The organism is Pontibacter populi, from assembly GCF_040278685.1.
Classification (GTDB): Bacteria; Bacteroidota; Bacteroidia; order Cytophagales; family Hymenobacteraceae; genus Pontibacter; species Pontibacter populi.
In genome coordinates, this window is sequence record NZ_JBEOKT010000011.1 from 1 (window position 1) to 25,523 (window position 25,523).

16 protein-coding genes are annotated in these 25,523 nt (G+C 45.0%); 4 read left to right on the forward strand and 12 right to left on the reverse strand.

From position 1 onward, the window contains the following. Both ABS362_RS12740 and ABS362_RS12745 read left to right on the forward strand, forming a co-directional pair. The coding region (locus tag ABS362_RS12740) for a tyrosine/phenylalanine carboxypeptidase domain-containing protein (protein WP_350412867.1) at nt 1-838 on the forward strand (838 nt) is incomplete at its 5' end. A gap of 39 nt (nt 839-877) precedes the next feature. Beyond that, nucleotides 878-1,927: a glutathione synthetase gene (locus ABS362_RS12745; protein ID WP_350412868.1), complete on the forward strand. Its 1,050-nt coding sequence runs from the start codon at nt 878-880 to the stop codon at nt 1,925-1,927. Between the two features lie 94 nt (nt 1,928-2,021). On the opposite strand, the gene ABS362_RS12750 is transcribed toward ABS362_RS12745, so the two are convergent. From ABS362_RS12750 to ABS362_RS12795, 10 genes are all read right to left on the reverse strand, one after another. Beyond that, complete coding sequence (locus ABS362_RS12750) at nt 2,022-2,696, reverse strand: LytR/AlgR family response regulator transcription factor (protein ID WP_350412870.1); 675 nt, start codon at nt 2,694-2,696, stop codon at nt 2,022-2,024. 155 nt (nt 2,697-2,851) lie between these two features. Beyond that, entirely contained in the window at nt 2,852-4,369 is a 1,518-nt protein-coding gene (locus ABS362_RS12755) for a sensor histidine kinase (protein WP_350412872.1), read from the reverse strand. Between the two features lie 286 nt (nt 4,370-4,655). Further along, nucleotides 4,656-6,308 (reverse strand): DUF3943 domain-containing protein, encoded by a 1,653-nt coding sequence (locus ABS362_RS12760; RefSeq protein WP_350412873.1) that lies wholly within the window; start codon nt 6,306-6,308, stop codon nt 4,656-4,658. Between the two features lie 300 nt (nt 6,309-6,608). Then, nucleotides 6,609-7,421 carry a TspO-related membrane protein gene (locus ABS362_RS12765; RefSeq protein WP_350412875.1) on the reverse strand — a complete coding sequence of 271 codons (813 nt, stop codon included), beginning with the start codon at nt 7,419-7,421 and terminating at the stop codon, nt 6,609-6,611. A gap of 147 nt (nt 7,422-7,568) precedes the next feature. Beyond that, on the reverse strand, nt 7,569-8,303 hold the full coding sequence (locus ABS362_RS12770) for a head GIN domain-containing protein (protein ID WP_350412876.1): 735 nt from the start codon (nt 8,301-8,303) through the stop codon (nt 7,569-7,571). Nucleotides 8,304-8,628: 325 nt separating this feature from the next. Next, nucleotides 8,629-9,396 carry an oxygenase MpaB family protein gene (locus tag ABS362_RS12775; protein WP_350412877.1) on the reverse strand — a complete coding sequence of 256 codons (768 nt, stop codon included), beginning with the start codon at nt 9,394-9,396 and terminating at the stop codon, nt 8,629-8,631. Nucleotides 9,397-9,797: 401 nt separating this feature from the next. Beyond that, entirely contained in the window at nt 9,798-10,625 is an 828-nt protein-coding gene (locus tag ABS362_RS12780) for a hypothetical protein (RefSeq protein ID WP_350412878.1), read from the reverse strand. Between the two features lie 340 nt (nt 10,626-10,965). Beyond that, complete coding sequence (locus ABS362_RS12785; protein ID WP_350412879.1) at nt 10,966-12,234, reverse strand: putative Ig domain-containing protein; 1,269 nt, start codon at nt 12,232-12,234, stop codon at nt 10,966-10,968. Nucleotides 12,235-12,276: 42 nt separating this feature from the next. Beyond that, nucleotides 12,277-21,687 (reverse strand): Ig-like domain-containing protein, encoded by a 9,411-nt coding sequence (locus ABS362_RS12790; RefSeq protein WP_350412880.1) that lies wholly within the window; start codon nt 21,685-21,687, stop codon nt 12,277-12,279. Nucleotides 21,688-22,353: 666 nt separating this feature from the next. Further along, nucleotides 22,354-22,902, reverse strand: a complete 549-nt coding sequence (locus ABS362_RS12795) for a serine acetyltransferase (RefSeq protein WP_350412881.1) — start codon at nt 22,900-22,902, stop codon at nt 22,354-22,356. A gap of 212 nt (nt 22,903-23,114) precedes the next feature. Here ABS362_RS12795 and ABS362_RS12800 point away from each other — a divergent pair, with 212 nt between their 5' ends. Further along, nucleotides 23,115-23,477 carry a methylglyoxal synthase gene (locus tag ABS362_RS12800; protein ID WP_350412882.1) on the forward strand — a complete coding sequence of 121 codons (363 nt, stop codon included), beginning with the start codon at nt 23,115-23,117 and terminating at the stop codon, nt 23,475-23,477. 144 nt (nt 23,478-23,621) lie between these two features. Here the strand turns inward: ABS362_RS12800 and ABS362_RS12805 are convergent, their stop codons facing one another. Then, entirely contained in the window at nt 23,622-24,137 is a 516-nt protein-coding gene (locus tag ABS362_RS12805) for an ankyrin repeat domain-containing protein (RefSeq protein ID WP_350412883.1), read from the reverse strand. Nucleotides 24,138-24,308: 171 nt separating this feature from the next. Here ABS362_RS12805 and ABS362_RS12810 point away from each other — a divergent pair, with 171 nt between their 5' ends. Beyond that, nucleotides 24,309-24,866: a 3'-5' exonuclease gene (locus ABS362_RS12810; RefSeq protein ID WP_350412884.1), complete on the forward strand. Its 558-nt coding sequence runs from the start codon at nt 24,309-24,311 to the stop codon at nt 24,864-24,866. 25 nt (nt 24,867-24,891) lie between these two features. Here the strand turns inward: ABS362_RS12810 and ABS362_RS12815 are convergent, their stop codons facing one another. Beyond that, nucleotides 24,892-25,353 (reverse strand): tellurite resistance TerB family protein, encoded by a 462-nt coding sequence (locus ABS362_RS12815; protein ID WP_350412886.1) that lies wholly within the window; start codon nt 25,351-25,353, stop codon nt 24,892-24,894. Nucleotides 25,354-25,523: the final 170 nt, after the last annotated feature.

Consider the following 25,523-nt stretch of genomic DNA (forward strand, 5'->3'; position numbering starts at 1 on the left):
CAGCAGTATGCAGTTGTTTGGGGCTGTAGATGATGATCTGTTGAAAATAGCGGAACAGTTGCTGGCAGCCTTACCCCACTCAACCCGCGAAAATGATGTAGCGCTTATACCTGTGCCAGAATTTGCAGCCCTGGCCGAGCAGGAAATCGCGTTTCTTAAAAGCCAATATAGTGGCGTAGATTCCGGTGTAGATGTGAGTGATGCTATAGTTGGGCTGATTGTTTCGAAGGGCAGGCTGAATGTAGGAACCGATGCAAAGATTCCCCGCCACCGAGCACAGGCCTTAATACAGCATGAAGTTGGTACGCACATACTTACTTACTATAACGGCAAAGCACAGCCATTGCAGCAACTATATGTAGGCAGCCCCGGCTACGAAGAGTTGCAGGAAGGACTGGCTGTACTTAGTGAATGGTTGGTTGGTGGCCTGGACCATGACAGGATGCGTACCCTGGCAGCAAGGGTAATTACCGTTTACCATTTAACAAAAGGGTGCAGTTTTTCAGATAACTTCTGGCGACTGAAGGAAAACTATAGCTTTGATGATGAGACTGCCTGGGATATAACCATGCGCGTACACCGCGGCGGCGGCTTAACCAAAGACGCCGTTTACCTGCGTGGACTTGTTCATTTGCTGAACTACCTGAAAGAAGGCAACGACCTTGAGCCCCTGCTTATCGGGAAAATACGGCAGGATTATATCCCCATAGTTCAGGAACTGATCTACAGAAATGTGCTGCGGCCAGTACCCTTAAAACCGCGTTACCTGCTTGACCCAGCCATAAAACCCAAACTTGAAAAACTAAAAGAAGGCATATCAGTATTTAACCTACTATAATCTTCTGACCAACCAAAACAAATCATAAAAGCATCACACATGAATATTGGATTCGTAGTAAACGACGTAAATACAGAAAAAGCATCTTACACCACTATTTTCCTGGCACAGCGCATGCACAACCTTGGGCACAATGTGTACCTGATGGGCGTTGGCGACCTGGCCTATTACCCTGACGGCTATATGGGAGCCACAGCCACGCAGGCCGATAGAAAACATAAATACAAATCACCGGCAACATACCTGGAAGCCCTGCATGGCGACAAAGCCATAAAAGTGCGCGTAACTGCCCCGGATCTGGACGTGCTGATGCTCCGCAACGACCCGTCTTCTGAAGGAGAAGGCCGCTCCTGGGCACAGAATGCCGGAATTATATTCGGACAGCTAGCCTTGCGCCACGGCGTTATCGTTTTAAATGACCCTACTTCATTATCGGATGCGGTAAATAAAATGTACTTCCAGCACTTTCCGGAAGCAGTCAGGCCACGCACCCTTATTACCCGCGACAAAGAAGAGATAAAGGAATTTTTTAACGAACAGAAAAATAACATCATCCTAAAGCCATTGCAGGGATCTGGTGGCTCGGGCGTGTTCATGGTTAAAAAAAATGATGCCACCAACCTGAACCAGATCGTTGAAGCGATCAGTAGGGATGGCTATGTAATTGCCCAGGAATATTTAACAGAAGCAACAGAAGGCGATGTGCGTCTTTTTGTGATGAACGGGGAAGCGCTGCAACATAAAGGAAAGTATTGCGCCATTCGCAGAGTTAATAGCAAAGACGATATCCGGAGCAACATGCATGCTGGCGGTTCTGCTGTAGCAGCCAAAGTAGACAAGCGCATGCTGGACCTGGTGGAGCTGGTAAAACCAAAACTAATACAGGATGGCATGTTCCTGGTTGGCCTGGATATAGTGGGTGATAAGCTGATGGAGATAAACGTGTTCAGCCCGGGTGCTTTGCCCGATGCCAGCGAATTGGAAGGCGTAGACTTTTCTGAACCTGTAATTGCTGCGCTGGAGAAGAAGGTACATTATAAGAAAACCTACGGCGTGCAGGTCGATAACAAAACGATCGCGATGATCTGATAAACTATAGTTTTAGCACACAAAAGCCCCGCTGCACTACACAGCGTGGCTTTTGCTTAAAAACACAATCACTAAAATAAACACTAACTAAACTTTATGCTAAATGTAAGCAGGACATATAAGATGACCCGACCGGCACGTCATTTCCTTTTATAGTTACCTGGTGGCGCTCAATTTTGTCGATCCTGTCTTTGGCCACAATGTACGACCGGTGCACCCGGATAAACTTATCAGGAGGCAACTGTTCGCTCAGTTCGTTTATCGTCATCCGCGACAGTAGCTTTTTATCTTCCAGCACAAAAGTCACGTAGTTTCCGGCTGCTTCCATGTACAGAATTTCATCATAGTAAACCTTTACCTGCTCATACCCTGTCTTCAGGAAAACGTAATCTTTGGCTGAGGTTATAGTTCCGCGTAGTTGCAGCAGTTCATGTGCTTTGTTGCATGCTTTTATAAACCTCGGCAGCGAAAACGGTTTTAGCAGGTAGTCTATGGCATCTAACTCAAAACTGGTAACAGCGTGTTCGGTGTAAGCCGTTGTAAAGATCACCATCGGCTTTTTCTGCAGGCTGGTTACAAACTCCAGTCCCGAAATATCAGGCATTTTAATATCCAGGAACAGCAGGTCTACAGGCTCATTTTGCAAGTACTCCAGTGCTTTAAAGGCATCTGTAAAGCTGGCAACTAACTCTAAATAGGGCACTTTGGCAGCGTGCATGCGCACCACTTCCAGCGCCATGGGTTCATCGTCTAGTGCTATTGCTCTCATTATCTACCTGCTTTATTTTACCCTGAAATTACTTAAAACTATAGTTAGGTTTATCTCTATTCGCTACAAAATCAGATTGTAAACTATAGTTGCGACGACCTAAGATATTGAGTCTCTACATCTCTAACACTTTCTAACTTTTTAACTTCATATAGTTACAACTCAAGTGTAAGGTGCACGAAGTATTCTTCAGGCGTTTCGCGTATAATCAGCTCGTGTTTGCTTTGGTAAAGCAGATCAAGACGCTGCTTTACATTGCTTAGCCCAATACCAGATTTATCTTTTTCCGGATCCTGTTCCAACTTCGGGTGCCTGCTGTTATATACGTCGAAATAGAGTTTGCTTTGATCGGTGTGCAGGCTTATTCTGATCCATGATCTCTCTTTCAGGCTGATGCCATGTTTAAATGCGTTCTCAACGAACGGAATAAGCAACATCGGGGCAATATATTTTTCTGCAAGCACGTCTTCTATCCGGGTTTCTATCACAATATCCGGAGACATAGACGTACGTAGTAATTGCAGATCGATATAGTTACGCATGTACTCTACCTCGCGCGAAAGCAGGATCCTGGGCTGATGGTTTTCGTGCAGCATAAAGCGCATCATGTCGCCGAGCATTTGTATGCCTTGTGCGGTACGCTCGCTGTTCTCCTGCAGGGCTGTGCCGTACAGTGTATTCAATGCATTAAAGAGGAAGTGCGGGTTTATTTGCGACCTCAGGAAATCAAGATTGGCGTTCGATCTGCCAAGTTCTTTCTTCAGCACATATACTTCTTCGTTTCCTTTGGCGTGGCGCTTAAACAGCACCCAGGTTACTGGCACCGTTACCGCTAACTGGAAAAGCAGGTTGAAAAAGCTTATGCCAAAAGCTGCATCTTCATGGTAAATAACCATCATGATTATAAAAGCAATAGGCAGAAAAGACAGGGCAAGCAACAGCAGCACACGCAATACATAAGACCTGAGCGGATTTTTAGTTGTTAAAGCCTTCGGGATCAGCGTATAAAATGAGATACAATACAACAGCAAGGCGCTTAAAGAAAACACAGCCCATACTACCGTGATCTCCTCGCCCACATCCATGATAAGTAACAGGAAAACACTCACCATCCAGAACACGAATGCAGTAAGCGCATCGCGGGTTACCATCCGGTATTTAGCCTGTATAATTGTGGAATTTGAGAGCAGGTAAAGCCCTGTGAACTTAATCGCAGAATAGAAACCGAACATCAGCAGTAGCCACAGGGTATGCCTGAAACTGTTTTGGAAAATGTAACTATAGGTTTCGTCTTCGGAATCAAATCTATTGAAAAGGTATCCTTTGGTATACGTATCAATAATACCAATAAACAGGCTCAGCACTACAAAGGAGATCAGCGTGAGGAAGATATTAAGCCAGATTTTTTGTTTAGAAATGAACCTTGGCAATATTTTGAAATTGAACAACAAAAAGGCCATGTACAGCAAACTATAGCGCAGCAGTTGTGGCCAGAAATAGTTCTCGTAGTAATGGAATTCGTAACCGGCATCCCGGAATAGATGCTCGTTCGGACTGTCGGCGGTAATGAGCGAAAACAGCGCGAATACAAAAATGGTGGTGGCTGCCCAGAACTCTACTTTATTCCGTTGTAGCGGTTCAGCGATAAAACTTTTCATTGTCAGATCATTCATGGATCAATGATAAGAGAAAGCTTTGATACAAAACAGCAAATGTGATGAAAACCCGGAAGTTTGTGACGAATGGCTGCTCTCCGGAATATTCCCCTCTTGGAAACAGGCCTGTTGAATGCTTGTAAAATATCTATTATAAAACCCTCGCTTGCCTCTGACGAGTGTGAACTATTTGGTTTCGTCCCGCTACTTATGCTGGAGGCACAGGCTTAAGCGGCCAGAGTCCGCTGGTAACTCACACCCGCCAGAGGCGAGCGAGGGCAAAGTATGTTAATCACAACTATAGTTAATGATAACCTCCACTTCGCTGAGGGGCTTCCAGGAAAAGCTGCAGGAATATTTTCTGTTCTGTTATGACCGATCTCTGATCCGGGTAATCATCCAGCCTCCTGTTAGTAGAGTACCCAAAATGCTCGTATCCCAGACTCAGGTTTTTGTACAGCTGAACAGTAGCTCTAGGCCTTACGATCCCGATCGAATTATTCCCTTCAAGCCCGTCAAAGGTATTAAGCCAGAAATGATAGTATACAAAAGCGATGGAAGCATGGTCGCTTAAAGCCAGGGTACTTTCTATTTTGCCTTGCAGACCAGTATTATAAGTGTACTTGCGGAAATTTGCCAGATCCTGAGCAGAGCGGGTGCTGTTACCGGCCAGCGGAATTATACCCACGTGAGCGTTTGTATATAAGTTGACCCGGTTACCAAACTCAAGCATCGAAAAAACGCCTCCGCCAAAACTCAGCGAGCCCAGCTCAAAATTACGGGTGTTCCAGTAGTCGTAATACTGAAAGGCGCCTGTTAGCAAAGACAATTTTCCTAGCTGCATGTTATGGCCGGCCAGTATGCCGTAGCCAGTTACGTTGTTTATGAGGCTGGCTATCGTGTCTGCTTTTCCTGAACTAAACTCCGCCCTCAGCCTGAAAAAGTCGAATGGCTGGCGCTTCATGATTTCGTAAGGTCTGCCATAGTCGAGTTGCAAACTGAGCATAGCATTGCTTTTGCCTTTCCCGAACAGATCGTTTTCCTCGTTGTTCAGGCGGTGAAGCCCGGCAAAAACCGTGACATTGATCGGTTCCGATTCATACAGGTCCTGATCTGATACCCGGAATGTTTGCCCCTGTAACAGCCTGTTTAAGCCACGAACCGGGTTTATGATTCCTGCCGCCACTTCGCGTATCGCCCGCTCTCTGCCCCTGGTTCTGTCATCCAGTATATTTGAGCTCACACGGTACAATATCTCCCCAAGGGCAGCCCCGTTCAGAGGCGTATAGATCATGTCGTTGTAAGATGGAAGCGTGTTCTCGCCAAAGTATTCCCAGGTTAGGCTGCCTGCTACAGCAAAAGGCAACGACTGCCAGTAGGTATACCCCTGCGAACGGGCCGCATTAAAATATAACGTACCCTGGTATGGATGACCGATAAAGTTTATTCCAAATTCGTCAGTGTCCCATTCCGGTTCAGAGCTGAGGTTATGTTTCCAGGTATCGAAGTTTACATAGCCATATTCTGCCTTAGCAATGTAGCGGTTATAGCCCATAAATAACAGGTTAACGGCTACTACCTGCGCAGCCGGTTTCCAAAGTGGTGCGCGGCTGGAAGCTTCCTTATCCTGCCATAAATCGTTTGGGTTGCTCTGAGCTAAATCGCCAGAATTATTTGTTGTATTTGCGTTGCTGGTTGATGATCTGAAATAAAGCTGCACTAGTTGCCGGCTTCCTGGTTTTGAGTCAGCTTTTTCATCAACTAATTTTATAGTTGAAGGATAAGGCAAAGCAACTACTTCTGCGTGCAGGTGTGCCGAAAATAAGAGGAGGTATAGTATGGTAAAAAGGAATTTCATAAGCAGGGTGCCGGGCGTATCTTTCTTTTTACAGGTACGCGATTGCAGGTTGTTGATTTGTTCTGGCACACATACGAAATCAAGCACGAATAGTGACATGCAACTATAAAACAGAACTAAAATCTGCTTTATTTTGAAACTGAGGCCACGTTTTAAATTTTTTTAAATTATTTTCTAAAACCTTACAACCATCTGAAACTTACTCCCGTATACAAGGGTGGCTAAAAGTTGAAAAGTTTTTATAAACTTATCATAAAAAAAGGCTCCCAGACGGGGAGCCTTTTTTTATTTATGCCTGCCTCACTTTTGTCTCAGACTATAAATGGTAATAGGTCATACTATACCCCCACTACCCATTTAGCAACTATTAGCTTCAGACTTAAACTATAGTTTTACTACTTAAACACTGAAGACCCTTTTACTGTGCGTTATGTTTCGGTAAACTATAAACAGTACAAGCAGCGCGACCAAAGCCAGGCAAAGCCATGCCGTTGTGATAATATCCGGGCTGGAGGTCAGCTTCAGTTCTTTATGCTTTAGGATGATACCGTAAAACGCCCAGATCGTGACCAGGCCTACGAAGGCGTTTCGTCCTTTATAAACTACAAAAAGCGTTATAGCTGTAGCAACAGTAATCATGAACATGGTCCAGAATTCGGGTGATAAACCGAAGCCATGCCAGTTATAACCGACCAGCATGGCACTGATGTTGGCTACGGTAGCAATACAGATCCAGCCAAAAAAGATACTCAGCGGAAATTGCGTAAACCACCTGGATGCCAGCGAACGCTCCGGGTTATAGATTCCTACCCTCAGCTGAATTAAGACAAGCGTAACGAGCTGTAACAGTATCAAGCCCACCGAAACCAACAGTAATTCATGCACCCAGACAATTGTCCATAGCCCTGTAGCCAGGTTATTTAACATGAACAGGTAGCCCATACGCGAAATGGCCCGGTTTGCTTCGTGAGAAGCATCTTCTTTAAACGCCCTTACAAGGTGATAAATAGAAAATGCCGACAGCGCCAGGTAGATCACGCCCCAGATAGCAAAAGTTACTCCGGCTGGCGTAAACAATGTAAAGTACTTATCTGACACTTCGCCGATGGTCTGGCCGCTCAGTAGTTTTAATTGCGTTAGCTGTGCCGGCACCAGGTGCAACAGGAAAAAGAAGGCATTTAGTATCGCAAGGGTCCTGATCCGCTTCATCATTATTTTGTTTCTGTTACACGCGGTTTACGCAGCCATGCGATTTGAGGTATAAGATGCTCCTCATTTAACCAAAACAGTTATATGAACTATAGCTGAATGTTAGCACAAAACACTGTCAATCAAAACTGCAACCTTGCTAAGTCTCAGTTATCTTTTCAATACTTTGCCAGATCCGGATATATGCTGCGTTATAGTTGGGTTGCCTTTATAGTACAGATTCCCGCTACCCGAGATCGTCACATCAAGTGCATTTATAGCCGTTACTTCGCCAGTACCCGAACCCGAAATATTTACTTTTACATTCTCAGAACTAAGATTAAACGCTTCGGTGCGGCCAGAACCGGAAATGTTAACAGTATGGACAGGCGACTCGCCCTGCAGTACTATTTTTCCAGAGCCGGTTAGTTGAGTAATGATCTTATTGGCCAGCACATCCAGTGCAATTTTGCCGGACCCATTAACTGCCACGGGCAGGTCGGTTGCTGTAATGGTGTTTTGCCCTTCTATGTGCCCGGATCCGTTCAGGAAAAGCGACTCTACTTCCGGTATGGTGATGTACACTTCTACATCGTCACTTTTTCGCACACATTCCCGGTGCGTGATCTTCCAGGTGCTGTTAGAAACGTTGGTTTCAAGCTGGCTCAGAATGTTTGGTTCACCTTTTACTTCCACTCTCTGGTTGGGCCCCTGGGTCAGGTAAACTTTAAAATTTCCGTTGGCTTCTATCCTGGAGAAAGGCTCCAGGTTCAAAATGCGTGTTTCGATGGCGCCATCGCCTTTAATACAGTTCGTATCTTCGCAGGCGCTTAACGATGTTACAGATAATACTAGTAGTAAAAGCCTCCCCTTTCCTAACCACACTTTCAGGTAATTCATTTTCATAGTTTTAATCGAGTTATGCCTATAGGATACCCGGCGGAGCAAATGGGTTGCATACACATTCGATAAAACCAGAAAAAAATAACATATAAAAGCCTGAATATTTGCCAGTTACAACTGTATCAGAATTCAAAACCCTCTCTCATGCCGGGCAAACGGGCAAAGCAAACCGGGCTGCTATAGTTTGCTTGTTCATCGTTTTTTAAAGAAGAAATACTGTTGCGTTTATAGACAGGAATAAGCTTCAAAGCCTCCTTCCGGAAGGTTTTATCAAATCTAATACGAGTTATAAGAAGTAAGCAGACCATATCAGGTACATAAACTATAGTCAGGATGATGTTACACTATCCAATGCTTTTATCTCCGACTTATATGCCGAAGGCATGATCAGCTCTTTCAACAACTTATCAGCATTGATAAAACGGCTGAGTTTATATACGCCAAGCACCGGTTTAAGCAACGACATTTTCCTGAACTCCAGTAAGGTACGCACCCTGTCCGGAACTATAAGCGTTTGAGCCTCCAGCAAAATCCGGTACCTGATTATTCCCAGATGCTTACGGTACTGTTTGAAAAGATCAATGGTGAAGTGGCTTTTTTGCAGGTTGTGCTGCAGGTGATCTTCGCGCATCGTAACCCAGTCTTTATAGTTGTCGGGCAAGTCTTTTACGCCCATCCGGTAACCAACCCGATAAAAAACCTGGAACACTTCGGCCTTTTCTGCTTCGGTTAATTTACGTTCCAGCACTTCAAAAGAGCGGATAGAGTAATCGATGAGCATAAATAGCACATCTCGGTAAGCCCAGTCCGGAATGCTGGTGCCGCGCTTTGTCTCTACGTTTGCATGTATGGCAGCCATGGCATCAATCGCGCGCCATGCAGCCTGCTTCTCCGAAAAAACAATTTTGCGGGCATATTCTACTGTAGAGAAAAGCCTGCCCAACGGGTCAGCGGGAAGCCGGCCGGTAAAGTAGAGCCAGTCCACTGCTTTATTCAGCGCGAATTCAGCAGAGGCCCCGGCAAATATAAAAAGGATCGTATCGCCTTTGCCCCAGATCTGTCGCACCACAGAGTTCTCATTTACAAAATGTTCCATATCAGTTTAACAAACTATAAGTGGTAAATGTGCGATGCTTTAATGGTATTACGGCTCTCTCCGTAAACAAAGCTATAGTTGTTTCGCAACTATGGGAAGTTACCAGTTTTTGTGAATTATCGTCGAAAAATAAAGGATGGCTGTTTCTGTAAAAAAAATTACGTTTTTTTTGAATAACCTGTAACCTTCCTGAAAACAGTACCGTAAAAGAACATGGCTAAAAGTTGAAAAGTTTTTATAAACTTATCACAAGGAAAGGCTTCCAGACGGGAAGCCTTTCTTTTTTTGTACCTGTTTTGCAGGTAATGCATATACTCCCTGAAACAAACCAAACTAAAAAAAAGGCCGCTTTACGAATTGTGAAGCGGCCTTTTGATTTTATAAAGCAGTCTGGTAACTGTTTATTTCATTTTATAGTAATGCAGGTTGATCTCATTCTTAAAACCTTTCTCGCTTAATGTAAAATAGCCGTTGTTTTTAACTGAATAAGTAACTGCCTCGCCCTGCGGCTCTGTTATGTAAGGTAATTTATGGTAGCTTTTCTGAAGTGCCTGCTCTATAGTTTCAGAGGCAGCCCGGCTATAGTACCACAGACCGGCATAGGTTTTTACGATAATGCTTTTACCATCATCAGCCAGGGTCGCGCTTACAACGCCACCATAAGCCAATGTACCAACCAGCTCGGCAGTGTTGAGTCCTGTAGTCTTGGGACTGCTTATTTTGTAGATGCGGGATGGATTTTCGCGTTTTGTGATAATGTAGATAGCTTTGGTTTCAGGGTCTACCAGCATGGCTTCGGCATCGTGAGCGCCATCTGCATATCTGAACTTTATCTTTTCGTAGCTGATAACTTTCTCAATGCCTGCCACCGGCTCCGGAAATTTATAGATCGTATAGTTCTCGTAAGCCTTGTTATTGTCGCCAATATCAGCCACGTAAAGATCATTGCCTGCCCGGGCCATATCTTCCCAGTCGCGGTTTGTGGCACCAACTATAGCTACCTGTGTGGCGGCCTCGCCATTGTGACCCAGCAAATGAAGTTGAGCAGGGTTTCCACCATCTTCGTGCACCCATAAATACCCGGGGTTTGTTTTACTGTCAGCTATGCCAGATGCCTCGGTTATGGCCGGAACTACAAGCTTGCTGACAGGCTCTGTCTCAAAAAAAGGGATTTCGGCTGGCGATTCAATTTTCTCACAGCTCAGTAAAAGCGGAGAAATAAGCAGCACAATAAATTTCGGTGTATTTTGTAAAAAAAGACTGCGTATAAAAGTAAAATCTGTAACCATACCAACTCTCCAAACTTAAATTTACCAGACCAGCGAACGTCCGCCCTTCCGAAACACTTACTCTGCTACAAAATCAAATTTAAGAAAGTTCTGCAACAATCAATATTACATTACTTTTCCGGGAAACATAAATTATAGACCAGTTTATTTATTTAACCAAAATCTGATTTAAAGTCTATTTTCAGGTATAGATGCAAATTAAAAAAGCCAACTGCTTTACCTGGGTGGTATGCAGCTGGCTTTTAATAAGTGGTTTTAAAATTAACTATAAGGCCTTACTTTATTTATCGATGATCACTTTAATAGTACTGCCTCCTGTCTTGTGCTCCAACCGGATAAGGTATAAGCCTTTAGCCAGTTTAGAACCATCTAGTTCTAACGTCCTGGATTTACCAGCTTCGGCGGTACCTTGCTCCAGCACAGAAACCATCTTGCCCATGTCATCAAACAAACTGATCCTGTAGTTTCCGCTCTCCTGCAACGTGAGGTTTATAGTTGCTTTATCAATGATAGGATTCGGATAAACCTCTATTTCCTGTATTGATTTCTCAGGAGCATTAAGCGTGGTTACTCGGTTGTATTTTGATTTATTGTAAGGCGACGTTACGATGAACTGCTCTTTACTGGTAGCGGTTCCTGCCGAAGTGGTAACTGAGATGTACATACTGGCAGGCAACGAAACACTAACCTGAGGCACATACGTTGTAATTACACCGTTTACATCAACTTTATAATTAGCTACCGAAGATCCGAACTTAACCATAGTTGTATTTTTCAGGTTCAATCCCTTAATCACAACTTTACTACCAACACCTCCCCTGCCTGGTGTAAATCCGTTTATAACCGGCGGGAAAGTGTTTTCAGTTAACACAGTAAAGTTAGTTGAACTGACAGCCTTGCCACCTGCTGCTACAACACTTACCTTACCTGTTTTAGCACCAACAGGCACTTTTGCCATGATGTGTGTGGAGTTGACAAGCGTGAAACTTGCAGACACATTATTAAAATAAACTGCCGTTACGCCTACAAAGTTTGTTCCTCTTATCACTACATCCTGGCCGACTTTACCGATGGCAGGCTGGAAGTAAGTTATAGTTGGTGCAGCAACTTGTTGTTTGGTAACAGTTATAGTTGTTTGCTGTGTGGTCTGTGCTACTCCGTCACTTACTTTAAAGATTATCTTATAACTATCTTCCTGCCCTGAAGCTGGCTTCCATGAGAACTCCCCGGTAGACGCATTCAGTACGGCACCTGTTGGCAACTTATTAGCCGAATACGTAAGTTTCTGAACTGGAATATCAGCGTCTGAAGCAGTCAGCTTAAATTGCAATGTACTGCCGAGCTTCACTTCGTAGTTACCTATAGTTGCCAGCAAAGGAGCCTGGTTCACTTCATTTACTTTTATTTGAAACTCCTCTTCATCGGTCAGGCTTCCGTCTGATACCTTGACTTTAAAAGTGTACGTTCCGGGTCCGTGCAATTCTGTAGGAGTCCAGGAGAATATACCGGTTGCAGCATCTATCTTAGCATCAGCTACTGTAGTTACCAATGAGTATGTAAGTACGTTGGCTGGAATATCTGTATCAGTGGCCTATACTGGGAAAGCTAATTTACTTTGCTCGTTTATGGATAATGTACCTATCTCGGCCAGTACCGGGGCAGTATTCACGGCATTCACTTTAACAGTTACACTTTCCACATCTCTTACCAGGCCATCGCTCACAACTACGTTAAAGCTATGCTCACCAGCGTGGCTGTTGGTTGGAGTCCAGGTAAAGGCACCGGTCTCAGCATTTATAGTTGCGCCTGAAGGAGCACCCGCTAAACCATACACCAGTTTATTTGCCGGCAGGTCAGCATCGGTTGCAGATGCCCTGAACGTTAAGGCACTACCGGCATTCACTGTTTTATTACTGATTGCAGCAAGTACAGGCGCAACGTTAACTTCTCTCACAATTACTGTAAACGTCTCTGCATCCGACAATACTCCATCTGATACCTGCACTGTAAACTCGTAGCTGCTTCCATTGCCCTGTGCTTCTGTAGGTGTCCAGGTTAGTAATCCGGATGTGGCATTTATAGTTGCGCCAGCCGGTGCTTTTACTAAAGCGAAAGCAAGGGTGTTGGCTGGTACGTCTGCATCTGTTGCCGATGCCTGCAAACTGAAAGCAACCAGTTCGTTTACAGATGCCGGAGCGACTGCCAGGCGAAGTACCGGAGCTGTATTTGTCTCGGTTACAGTAACAGTTATGGTTTCTTCGTCAGAGAGTGCAGGAGTACCATTATCAGTAACTTTAACTTTAAAAGTATGCTTCCCGCTCTGGTTTTCCCCGGGTGTCCAGGCAAACGCTCCGCTTGCTGCATTTATAGCTGCACCCGCGGGCGCATCTGTCAATGTAAAGGTCAGCGTATTTGCCGGCACATCAGGGTCTGAGGCTTTGGCTGTAAAGCTTAGGGTGCTGCCTTCTGCCACCTGTTTTTCCCCGATAGCTTGCAGCACTGGTGCCTGGTTAGCCGGCTTACTGATGTTTAGGGTAAAGCCATCACTTACACTTCCTCCTCTTCCATCTGAAGCTGTAACGCTTATCAGCAGGGATGCCGGCGCACCTACAGGTGGTGTACCGCTGAATGTTCGGGTTGCTGCCGTAAAACTTAACCAAGCCGGCAATGCCGATCTGTCTGCTAAAGCGGCACTGTAGGTCAGGGCGTCGCCGTCAGGGTCAGAGAACGTATTGGCTGCAAAAGTATAGTTGAATGAGGTGCCCACTGTTGCATTTTGGTCTGGTATGGCATTACTAACCACCGGTACTTTATTCACAGGCACAGTCACTTCAATGTTTACTACAGCAGATGTGCTCACACCACCATCATTATCAGTAGCTTTTACAGTTAGGGCGTAGGTACCTGCATCCACATTTGACCAGTTAAAGCTCCAGTTCTCAGCTACTTTTGTTCCTTCACCTAACTTTCTGGTACTGCCTTCATAAAACTCAACCTTCGAGATCGTACCGTCAGCATCTGATGCCGAAGCAGCAATAGCTATAGTTGCCGGTGCTATAAAAGTTGCCCCATTTGCAGGTGAGCTAATACTTACAACAGGTAGTTCATTAACCGGGTCAGCAACCCTTAAATTTACCGCAGCCGATGTTGTTTCTCCACCTTTGTTATCAATAGCTTTTGCCATGATAGTATAACTACCTGATACAACTCCGGACCAGCTGTAAGCATAAGGAGAGGTTGCATCTTCCCCGAGTTTTGTCTCTCCGTTATAGAATTCGACTTTACTGATAGTACCATCGTCATCAGATGCCTGTGCAGCGATAGCTATAGTTGCAGGCGCTGTAAAAGTACTACCCGTAGCAGGTGAACTGATGCTGACAACAGGCAATTTGTTAACCGCCTCATTAACGGCAGCATTAACCACTTCTGAGGTGGTAACGCCACCTTTATTGTCTGTCGCTTTGGCAGTGATTTTATAGTTACCCGCTGCAACATTTGTCCAGCTAAATTCATACGGACTGGTCACATCCTCCCCAAGATAATTCTCTCCATTATAGAACTCTACTTTACTGATTGAACCATCTTCGTCAGTCGCAATAGCTGTAATGGCTATAGTTGCCGGTGCTGTAAAGGTGCTGCCGTCAGTTGGTGCGCTAATGCTTATAGCAGGAAGTTTATTAGCAGCTTCGTTCACACTAACATCTACTTTAGCAGAGACTGTAACGCCGTTTTTGTCATCTGTCGCTTTTGCGGTTATACTATAATTACCAGCTATTACACTAGTCATGGTATACTCATAAGGAGCTGCAGTATCTTCCCCTAACTTTGTATTACCGTTAAAGAATTCCACCTTGCTGATCTCACCATCTTCGTCAGTTGCAGTAGCTGTAATGGCTATAGTTGCCGGTACTGTAAAGGTGCTGCCGTCAGTTGGTGCGCTAATGCTTATGGCAGGAAGTTTATTAACGGCAGCAGTTACGGTTACATTAATTATGGCCGAGGCTGTAACTGCATTCTGATCATCGGTAGCTTTGGCAGTAAGTTGGTACGTTCCTGCCGCAACTCCTGACCAACTATATTCATAAGGCGCAGTAGCATCCTCACCTATTTTACTTTCACCGTTATAGAACTCTACTTTAGTTACAGAACTGTTGTCGGAGGCGTTAGCAGCCATGTTTATAGTTGCCGGTGCCACAAACGACTGGTTATCTGCAGGTGCAGTTAATGCTACGGTTGGAGGCGTATTAATCGGGGCATTCACGGTAAAGCTTACAGCATCCGATGCAGTAACAGCATCTTTATTATCAGTAGCTTTTGCAATGATGCTGTAATTTCCGGCAGTTACACTAGGCCAGCTAAACTCGTAAGGAGATGTCGCATCTTCACCTAATTTGGTTTCCCCGTTGAAGAATTCCACTTTAACTATAGTACCATCGTCGTCAGTTGCGTTAGCCGTAATAGCTACAGTAGCCGGAGCTGTGAAAGTTGCCCCATTTACAGGCGCACTAATACTGACAACAGGCAGTTGATTTGCCACTGCATTTACAAGTACATCAACTTTAGCTGAGGTGGTAGTAGCATTTTTATCGTCAGTAGCTATGGCTGTAATGCTATAGTTACCCGCTGCAACGTTAGTCCAGCTAAACTCATACGGGCTGGTTAGGTCCTCTCCTAATTTAACCTCTCCGTTATAGAATTCAACTTTAGCTACAGAACCATTATCAGATGCAGTTGCAGCTATGTTTATAGTTGCAGGCGCTGTAAAAGTCGCGTTGTTTGCCGGAGTTGTTATAGCTATAGTTGGCGGCGTATTTTCGGTCGGTGCACCTGTCGTGTTAAATACAACATCTACCCAATAATTAGCACTTCCAAAAGTCTCTGTCGGGTAAGCTGGTTGCGCAGTATACAAATATACCCCGTTTGCTCCGTCAGTTTTATCAGCCAGGCCAATAAGCGGGTTTCTTTCGATAGCTGTAGATAAACCTCCACCGGTAGCAGTGTAATATCCTGCGCTGCTGTGGTATGAGATGACGTATGTTGTACCTGCTTTAATAGCAACCGGCGTGGCAAACTGCGCTTCCTGCCAGCCCGATGCAGTCTCGTTCACGTACGAAACCTCTGCCAGTATTTCTCCGGTCGTGCTATACAAGAATCCTTTATGAGAACCTATATCTGCTGCATTCTTATAGAACCGCACGCCAGTTACAAAGCCATCTACTACTGACCTGAACTTCATACCTAGTTGTATACCAGTGTCATTATCTTTTTCCGGTTTAGAATCCACACCTTCTGTTGGCAGGAATATAGTACATGGGCAGGCTATTGGGCCAGGTTCACCTATAGTAACATTAAGTGTTACAGGCGTACTTAAATTTCCGGAGTCGTCAAATGATCTTACACTGATCACCGCGGGGCCTTGTATTGTTGGGGTCCAGGCAAATGCCCAGCTGGCTGTTCCGGTTGCCAGTCTCCACGTAGTGCCACCGTCTGTAGATACTTCAACACCAGCCACTGTACCAGCATCGGTAGCAGTTCCGGTTATAGTTGCTGCCTTACCAACCGGTAACGTAGCATTCGCTGCCGGACTGGAAATAGCTGCCACAGGTGCCTGTGAATCTGTAGTAGCTGTTGCAGGAACAAGGCCTGACTGTAAGTTTTCGGGCTGCACGCCCATATCAGCAAACAGGTTTACGGTAGCCTGCTGCATCACAGGGCTTGCCGGAGCGCTACCTCGGTCGTGATTGCTGTCAAGGCCCCATGACCATTGAACAGTACCTGCCCCGAACACAAATGCCCCGCTGCTATGCTTGTACAATGACAGGTGATGCACTTTACCATCCACTATAGTTTTAGAAAGCAGAATTCTGCCAGCTGGGTATGTCGCACGGAATTGTTCCTGTTCGGGGTTCCATTCGTAGCCTATAGTTCCCTGGGTTAAGGTTACACTTCCACCGGCTCCTAACGATGCAACACTTGTATTTCTCCAGAAACGCAGGTTCTTATAATCGCTTGATACCTGTATCGGAGCTGTATTTTCAGCCCAGCTTATCTGGCCGGTCAACTCATTTTCAGGGCTGCAGGCATCTGTGGATGAGGTTCCGCAACCACTTCTCCATAGACCTGTCCACTCGCTGCTTGGGTCGCATTCTCCCTGGCAGGTGTTTTCGCCGGTTCCACCTTCTTTGTAGCAAACCAAGGTACGGTGCGATACACCATTTCCATCGATACTGTTTTCCCAGCGGGTTTTCCAGTACACTTCGTTGCCGCTAAAAAAGGCGAGGTTCGTACCATTGTTTCGCGCATCTGTTACGTGCTTACGATGTGCCCCGGACCAGTATTCGTCGTGGCCTACAGACAGGAAAACTTTATGGTTCGCGATCAGTTCGCCACGTCGGTCGCTGTCAACGTTCGTGGTATAGCTTACATCATATCCATTCGCTTCCAGCCACCGGATCATCGGATATTCCGCATTGAACAACCAATCTTCTTCAGGGCCACCTCCGCCGCCACCGCTACGTGTAACAAACGGGCGGTTATAACTTACTTTCACCGCTTTGCCCCCAGCACCAGCATACAAACTTCTGCCATTGTTATTATCACCATAAACATTGTAGGCTTGCCAGGTAGCATCAGATGTCTGGAAAAAAAGATCAGAACGGCTGGCATCGTCTCTAACTATAAATACAATATGACTCGAACCACCGCCTGCTTTGTTTAGCTTTGCAATGTAAACTCCCGATACCGCATTTGCCGGTATGGCCCAGGTAGCAGACTCGTTCCAGTTACCACAGTCTACTAACCCGGTTGCAGGATCAGTTTTACAAGCTGGTTGCGATTGTGGCAAGGTAGCAGTTATAGTTGCCGTGCCCTGCAGCCTGGCCCCGTTTCCCTGGTAATAACCAAGGCGGTAAATATTGATACTATAAGCGCTTGCATCGGTCTTTATTTTAAAACGGGCTGTTTCGCCACGGTTGTAACTCATATCCGTAGCAAAACCCTGTATCGACATATCGCCTGCCTGATTTATCTGCCACTCTGAGGCAGGGTTACCCGGCAGGTCATTTTCTGCTTTTATGCTGAGCGTTGTTCCAGGGTTGGTAACAGCAGTTACGTTTATAGTTACAGCCTGAGACTGGGTTACGGCTCCTTCATTGTCAGTAGCTTTGGCGGTAATGCTATAGTTACCGGCTGCTACATTTGTCCAGCTGTATTCGTATGGGCTTGTTGCATCTTCCCCTATTAAATTATCTCCGTTAAAGAACTCTACTTTAGCTACAGAACCATTATCTGAAGCAGTAGCAGCCAGGTTTATAGTTGCCGGAGCTGTAAAATTTGCATTGTTTGTTGGTGCTGTTATAGTTACAGTTGGCGGTGTATTTTCTGACGGCGCAACGGTCGTATTGAAAACCACATCAACAAAGTAATTACCTCCATTATAGTTTCGAGTCGGGAAAGTTGGGTTGGTAGTGTACCCAAATACTCCATTAGGTCCGTCTTCATTATTTGCCAAAGCTTTTAACGGACTGCGCACTTTTGCTGTATTCAGGTCTTCACCTTTAGCAGTGTAATACCCGGATGCAGTGTGGTAAGAGATGACATAGGTTGTAGCAGCTTTTATAGCCACCGGAGTAGCAAATTTAGCTTCCTGCCAGCCTGATGCCGTTTCGTTTGCAAATGTTACGCGGGCTAATTCTTCTCCTGCATTGGAGTACAGCAACCCAGTATTGCCACCTGTATTCTGCGCATCTTTATAGTATCTAACACCTGTCACATAGCCATCTACTTCCGACCGGAAACGCATACCCAATTGTGTCGGTCCTGCATTATCATTTAAACCAGTCAGCGTCGGAACATCAGCAGAAGTGAACACAGAGCATGGGCATTCGGCAGAAACCTTTATAGTTACAGCTGCTGAGGTGGTTACACCAGCCGAATTGTCGGTAGCTTTAGCGGTAATGCTATAGTTTCCGGCTGTTACATTGGTCCAGTTAAATTCATACGGGCTGGTGGCATCTTCTCCCAGTTTGGTATCACCGTTAAAAAACTCAACTTTCGTAATAGTACCGTCAGTATCGGCGGCATTAGCTTTTAAAACGATAGAGGCCGGCGCTTTGTAGGTCGCGTTATTGGCAGGTTCGGTTATAGCTATAGTTGGCGGGGTATTGCCGCCTGGTGGAGTTGTTCCGTTATCAAATACCACATCAACCCAATAGTTAGTTTCCTTAAAGCTTTGCGTAGGAAAAGCAGGAGTAGCACTTTCAATGTACACACCATTGGCGCCATCTGTACCTAAAGCTAAGGCTGTTAAAGGTCCCCTGCTGATTGATGTGTTAAAAAAAGCAAAATTTGTACCTGCATAATCACCTGACGCAGTGTGGTAAGATATGACATAAGTAGTTCCTGCTTTAATAGCTACCGGCGTAGTAAAGTTAGCCTGTTGCCAACCTGTTGCTGTTACGTTTGCAAAAGTTACGCGGGCTAACTCCTCGCCTGTATTCGAGTACAACAATCCTGTATTCGTGCCGGTATTATCTGCATGTTTGTAGAACCTTACACCTGTAACCATGCCATCTTCGCTTGCCCTGAAACGCATGCCTAATTGTATAGGATTGCCATTTTTAAAGAAATTCTCAGCAGAAGCAGGTGCAGCTGAAGCGCTGAAAACAGTACAAGGGCAGGTTGCTGTTACGGTAATAGTTACAACTTCCGAAGTAGATGTACTTCCCGAGTTGTCGGTGGCTTTTGCAGTGAGACTATAGCTGGCTGCATCTACATTGTTCCAGGCAAAGCTCCAGCCATCGGATTCATCTGTATCAACACCAATGCTTTTCGATCCCTGGAAAAATTCTACCTGGCTAACAGTTCCATCCGCATCCGATGCATCAGCAACTATAGTTATATTACCTGGTGCCTGAATCTTATCGTTGTTTTGAGGAGACGTGATACTAACCAGTGGCGCTTTATTTGGCTCTGCTGCTGCATCGTAAGTTGCTACATACGTACCAGGTGTAGTTCTGAAAACAGCGTATTCTATCCCTTTTATAGTTTCATTCCGGAAGGATACATTGCTACCATTCACTGTTAGGCTGATCAAACGTCCTGTGCGTTCGGTTACAGGAAGCATTCCTTCCAGGCTTTTAGCCCCGCCGCCAACACTTACCTCAAAATTCAATACACTTCCATTCCAGGTCATGTTGCTAAAGGCTGAGCCGTTACGGCCATCGAGCCAGGTAAGCAGTTGTTTCGAAGAAATTACAGGAACATTACTTGCTTTGGCCGAAGCAATAATAGCATCCGAGCCAGATGAGCTTATAGCATCTGTATGCATGTTGGCACAAAAAGTACCATAGTAGCCTTCAGGGCCGAGAGCATTTTGTATAAGGGCGTCAATGTGTTTTGACATAGTTTGCCCGGACTCGTCAGTCATCTGGGTTGCAACCTGGTAGCAATCTATAGTTTCGCCGTTAACTGTTGCAAAACGCATAGGCATACCAGAGCCGGTAAACAATCCCGGGCGGTCCTGTATCCAGGCTTCAGGCCAGTAATAGTAGTTCGCATCCAGTCTGATCCCGTTCGCTGACTCTACTTTCGGGTTAGAATCCCAGTCGCTCCAGGCAATACAGTGGTTACGGTTTGTTTCCGGTTTAGCTATACTCGGAAACTCAGTCTTGAAATCAGCTAACTGTGTTGAAAAATTTCCTGAAAGAGAGGCGTGTGTAAAATTGTTGCATCCTGTATTAAGGTGAAGCGCAATTTCAAAACCCTGGTCCTGAAACGCTTTTGCTTCAGCATCAGAGAGTGGCGTATTAGAATAGATATACGATGTACCGCGTATGGCCCGCCAGTCTGCAACCGCTTCAGCAGAGTTATCTGCACTTTCCGCTATATATTGGTTAAATCGCCCTCTTGTACCACCATTTCCATGGTCGTCACCGGTCATGATAACAGCAGCCTTTAAACCTCTTGGCAGATACCAGAAACGTGGTAGCGGCTTTTTAGAATTCGTTAAGATGATATTGGCTAATAGGCGCTGCTGCTCATCAGCCTGCGGAATTGCTACTTTGCTTAGGTCAAGCCAGTTTTGGTAATACAGGTCGTTTGACCGGATTGGGCTTGTTCCATCGTTCTCTACGCCAGCCATAGCAGGGTTTCCCTGTCGGAGATAAACCACAGAGCGGGCAAGGTCATAGGTAAAAGCAGTAGCTGTTCCTCCAAGGTCGCCAACACTGCGCATTGTTACAGCAGGATAGTTTGTTGCCGCAGATGCGCTTGTGTAGAGCGTAGCAATTTTTGTAGTTGCGCCTTCTACTGTATAAAGATCAGCTTCGCCTTTGTATTGGATGGTTTGGTTAACGATTCCTTTGCCCGGGCCATTCGCGTGTACCAGCAAATACTGATTGGTCTGGCTGCTGCCTGTAGGAGTTAAGCCCAGCAGTGGGGCCAGTTTAGCATCAGGACTTAATGCTATAAGCGCACCACCGGCGTTTGTCCAGGTGGTCAGCAATCCTACCTGACCATCAGTTAGCGGAATATCGCCAACTATAACCACGGTGTAACTGTTTAGCAGATCGGAAGTTAGTGAAGAAGCATCTGCTTTCACAAATCCGTTAAATCCTTCTGCCAGCAAAATCTCTGAAACATAATCGCTGAACGGGTTTGCTGAAGATGTTACCAGCAGGATAGAACCGTTGCCGGTAGCCGCAGTCTGCGCATTCAATTTTACTACACCAGATGTTATAGCTTTACTAATCCGGTCGCCAACGAGCATCTCTGTCTCAGAAGTTTTCACCTTTTCATGGGTAACTTCTAGTTCATTCGCTCCTGCCGCATCAATAGTAATATTAGTTGAAATGCCGACTGTTGGCAAAAGCTGTGCTAGTAACTCCTGGGTAGGTGGACTAACAAGCAGGTGGGCGTAAGCAAAATATACAAACAGGGATGGAATTAGGGTTAAAAATAATTTTCTGAATACAGTCTTGAAAAAAGTAGTTTTCGTACTCATGACACACTAATTAGGGTTAAGTGGTGTTTTTACTGGTCAGATATTAACTTAGGCTAGCTAAGGCAGAGGAATAACTTTACACAAAAAGATTCACCGCACAAATCACTTCTGAAGTGCGTGCAGTAGGTAAAAAGGATACAATTATTTTGTATGGAGTAATAGCGAAGTGTTATTAATTGAGAACAAATACTCAACTACTACATTTAAGATAAATGGGAATAATTTAGATTGAAATACTACACAATACTTATATTAAATATAATTTTTACATAAATAATATTAACTTATAGTACGAATCGAATGATTTATGGACGTCTGTTATTCCCAGATTTCATTTAGATGGACAGGTTTTGTAAGTAAACGACCTCTCATAAAAAGTTAAATATTTATACAATTTTTATATATAGTTAAACTATTTCAACTATATAGAATTCCTTGATCTTTAGTTGATGCCTGTAAACAGGAAGGAGATGAGAGCGCAATAGGCTATAGTAATTGCACTGAAAAGCAGGTTTGATATGAAGCTGAAACTATGAACTAAATGAAATAAGCTCAGTCATTTATTTACATTAAATCGAACTATAAAAACCAGAATGCAGAAGTTTAAAAACAAAAAAGCCGCCCCATTTACTGGAGCGGCTTATCTAAAAGTAAAGTATAACTGTATCAGACCAGAACTTCTGGTTGGTATGCGAGTTTAGGTTGAACAGCTATTGGTTTAAGCGTTTTAATCACTCGCGCGGGATTTCCTACCGCCACGCTGTTATCAGGTATGTCTTTTACTACTACAGAGCCGGCGCCAATTTTTACATTATTCCCGATCCTCACTTCACCGATGATACAGACATTACTACCCAACTCTACATTGTTACCGAGTATTGGGGAGCCGGTATAAGAACCATCGTCCAGCCGGATATTACCCAGCGTAGTAGAGTGCCTTATAAAACAGTTGTCGCCGATAATGCTGCAGCCGTTTACAACCAGCGCATGACCATGACCAATGTAAAGCCCCTTCCCTACTTTTGTCCAGTGGGGCAGCTCGATGCACATAAACCACTCCACCAGCAGCTTGTAAAATATGAGGTAGGGCAACCAGAGTACCCTGAAAAATTTGTTGATAGAGGCAGGACGGGCTAACCGGAAAAGAACCATTACCAGCCTACCTTTTAGGTTACCTTTGTTCGTTTCCCAATCCTGAAATATATATGAGATCATAAATGTAAGATGTTTTGAGTTCGGCAATACGAGATCCGCTTACCTGCTGTTACGCCACTCTGCAAAGTATATTTTAACTCCTTGCCCAACTCCCTTTTAGAAAATAAGATTTAGTTTACCATACGTTTTTAAATCTGCTGCACAACAACTATACTTAGCCAGGTTTTAGCGGGAGCGCATTGCTGGCCACTATAAACTTTAAATAACATACCATGAAAACGATTGCACTAATTGCACACAACAACCGCAAAACAGACCTGCTGAACTGGGTAAAAGAGAACCAGGAGTCGCTGCGGGGTTACAGCCTGATCGGGACTACCAACACAGCCAAACTGATAAACGACCTGCTGGATCTGAATGTAGAACCTTTCGGACACGGCCCAAGCGGTGGCGATATTCTGCTGGCAGCCCGTATTCTACAGGGAGAGATACACAAGGTCATCTTTTTTATTGATGCCGAAACACCGCATGGCCACGAACACGACATCCAGACGCTTATCCGTACGGCAGTTCTCAACAACATTCCGATAGCCTTGAACCGGGCCTCTGCAGACCTGATTGTACTGAATAAGTAATAAACTATAGTTGCTTTTACAACCAGTAATGGTCGTAGAAGTTTCTTGGAGGTTTTTTGCCGCCGTTGAACCGGTATAGTATGTAGATGAGTACACCTAAAAGCAACAGCAAAAAAACCAGCACTTCCATAACCCAACTATAGTTTAACTTTCTCCTGCTTTGTTAACTGCTGAATCCTGCTGCAGCAAAGGAATTGCTTCTTCGTTACCCTGTTGGTAGGCCAGGTCCAGGGCCGATAGGCCGCGCGCATCGCGTATTGTTTTATCTGCACCGGCCTCTACCAGTAGCTTAACCAGAGCATTACGACCAAACAAGGTTGCAAACATGAGAGCGGTGCCACCGTTTCCATTTTGCAGGTTAAGGTTTGCGCCGTGTGCTATCAGTAGTTTGGCTATCTCCGGGTATCCTTTAAAACTCACCCCCATTAAGGCTGTGTTACCACCGCTGTCCTGCGCGTTAGGGTCGGCGCCTGCTTCTAAAAGCAATCGCGTCGCTTCCAGGTGCTCGTCGTAACTGGCAATGATCAGAGGTGTAAATCCACGGCCGTTGGTTATGCTCAGGTCTTCGCCACTTGCAATGCATTGTTTCAGGTACTCCAGGTCACCGTTTCGGGCGGCATCAAATAACAGGTGTTCTTTACTAGTTGAGTAGAATGTCATAAAGGTGTAGGGTTAGGTTGATGTATATAAGCACGTACGGAACAGGTGCCAAAAAAGCTGCTGTGTTTACTTATTCGGCATGCAACTATAGCTCGGGAGGTAACTATAAAAGGAATGATAAAACTATAGTTTAGGTTATCTTTGTCGCAACTTTAGCCTGATTTGTTACCTATGGATTTTGTAACCTTAGATTTTGAAACTGCCACAGCGCAACGCGACAGCCCCTGCGAGATTGGGCTAACTATAGTTCGGGACCGGCAGATCGTGGAAACAAAGTCATGGCTGATAAAACCGCTGTATTACCCGAATTTTAACCATATCAATATTTCCGTGCATGGCATCAGACCAGCCGATGTAGCCAACCAGCCTACCTTTGAGCAACTTTGGCCGGTCATAAAACCATATATGGAAGGGCAATTACTGATCGCGCACAATGCCAGTTTCGACTTCAGTGTACTGCGTAAAACATTAGCTACCTACAACTTACCTCTGCCGCAAGCGCGTTTCGCCTGCAGCCTTAAGTTCTCGCGCAGCATCTGGAAAGGACTGACCGCTTACGACCTTAAAACACTCTGCAACATGCACCGCATCCATTTTCAGCACCACAGGGCCGCTTCGGATGCCCACGCCTGCGCAGCACTTACCTTAAAGGCATTAGACCATACCGGCACCCGGCACGAAACAGAGTTTCCGGAAAAGATGCTGAGCCCGATCACCCTGCTGCGTTAAGTCTAAACTATAGTTCAACTATAGATCATTTGGCGCTTTTACCTAAATCTGCGATCAGTTTATCGAGCATCTCTTTGCTGTAGCCAATACGTCGGGTATAATCCAGGCATAGCTGGTATTCTTTGTCATCCACGTTTCCGTCCTGCAGCACCATCATCACCAAAGTCTGTAGTTCCATTGTTTTCTGCATACCTTCTTCCGGAACTATAAACGAAAGGGTGGACAGGTTTTCGGCTATCGGGCTTGTATCTTCTTCACTTAAACCCAGCTGGTCCCCGATCATCACCAGGAAATCACTTTCCATGCTATCCACGAACCCATCCGAGATAGCGACCAGTATCAGGTTCTGAAAAAAAGAAAGCTTCTTTTGTTTTGTGTTAAGGAGGTTATCGATTGATGTTCCGGTTGCCATACGCGTTAACTTAAGTTTGTTTTCTGTAGTTTGGGTCTGCTGCAGGTTGCTATAGTTGATATGCTTAATCATCATTGAAAATAATGACTATCGACAACCTCAGCTTTTTACTAAACGTCCAAACCCGGCTATTGTTTATTCCGCATCAAACTATAAAAGTACCTTTTACTCTTCGCATTGCTCTCTGAAGTGCAGTGTATCTATAGTTCCTGACCCTATGCCGTCAACCTCAGCGAAATTTGTCT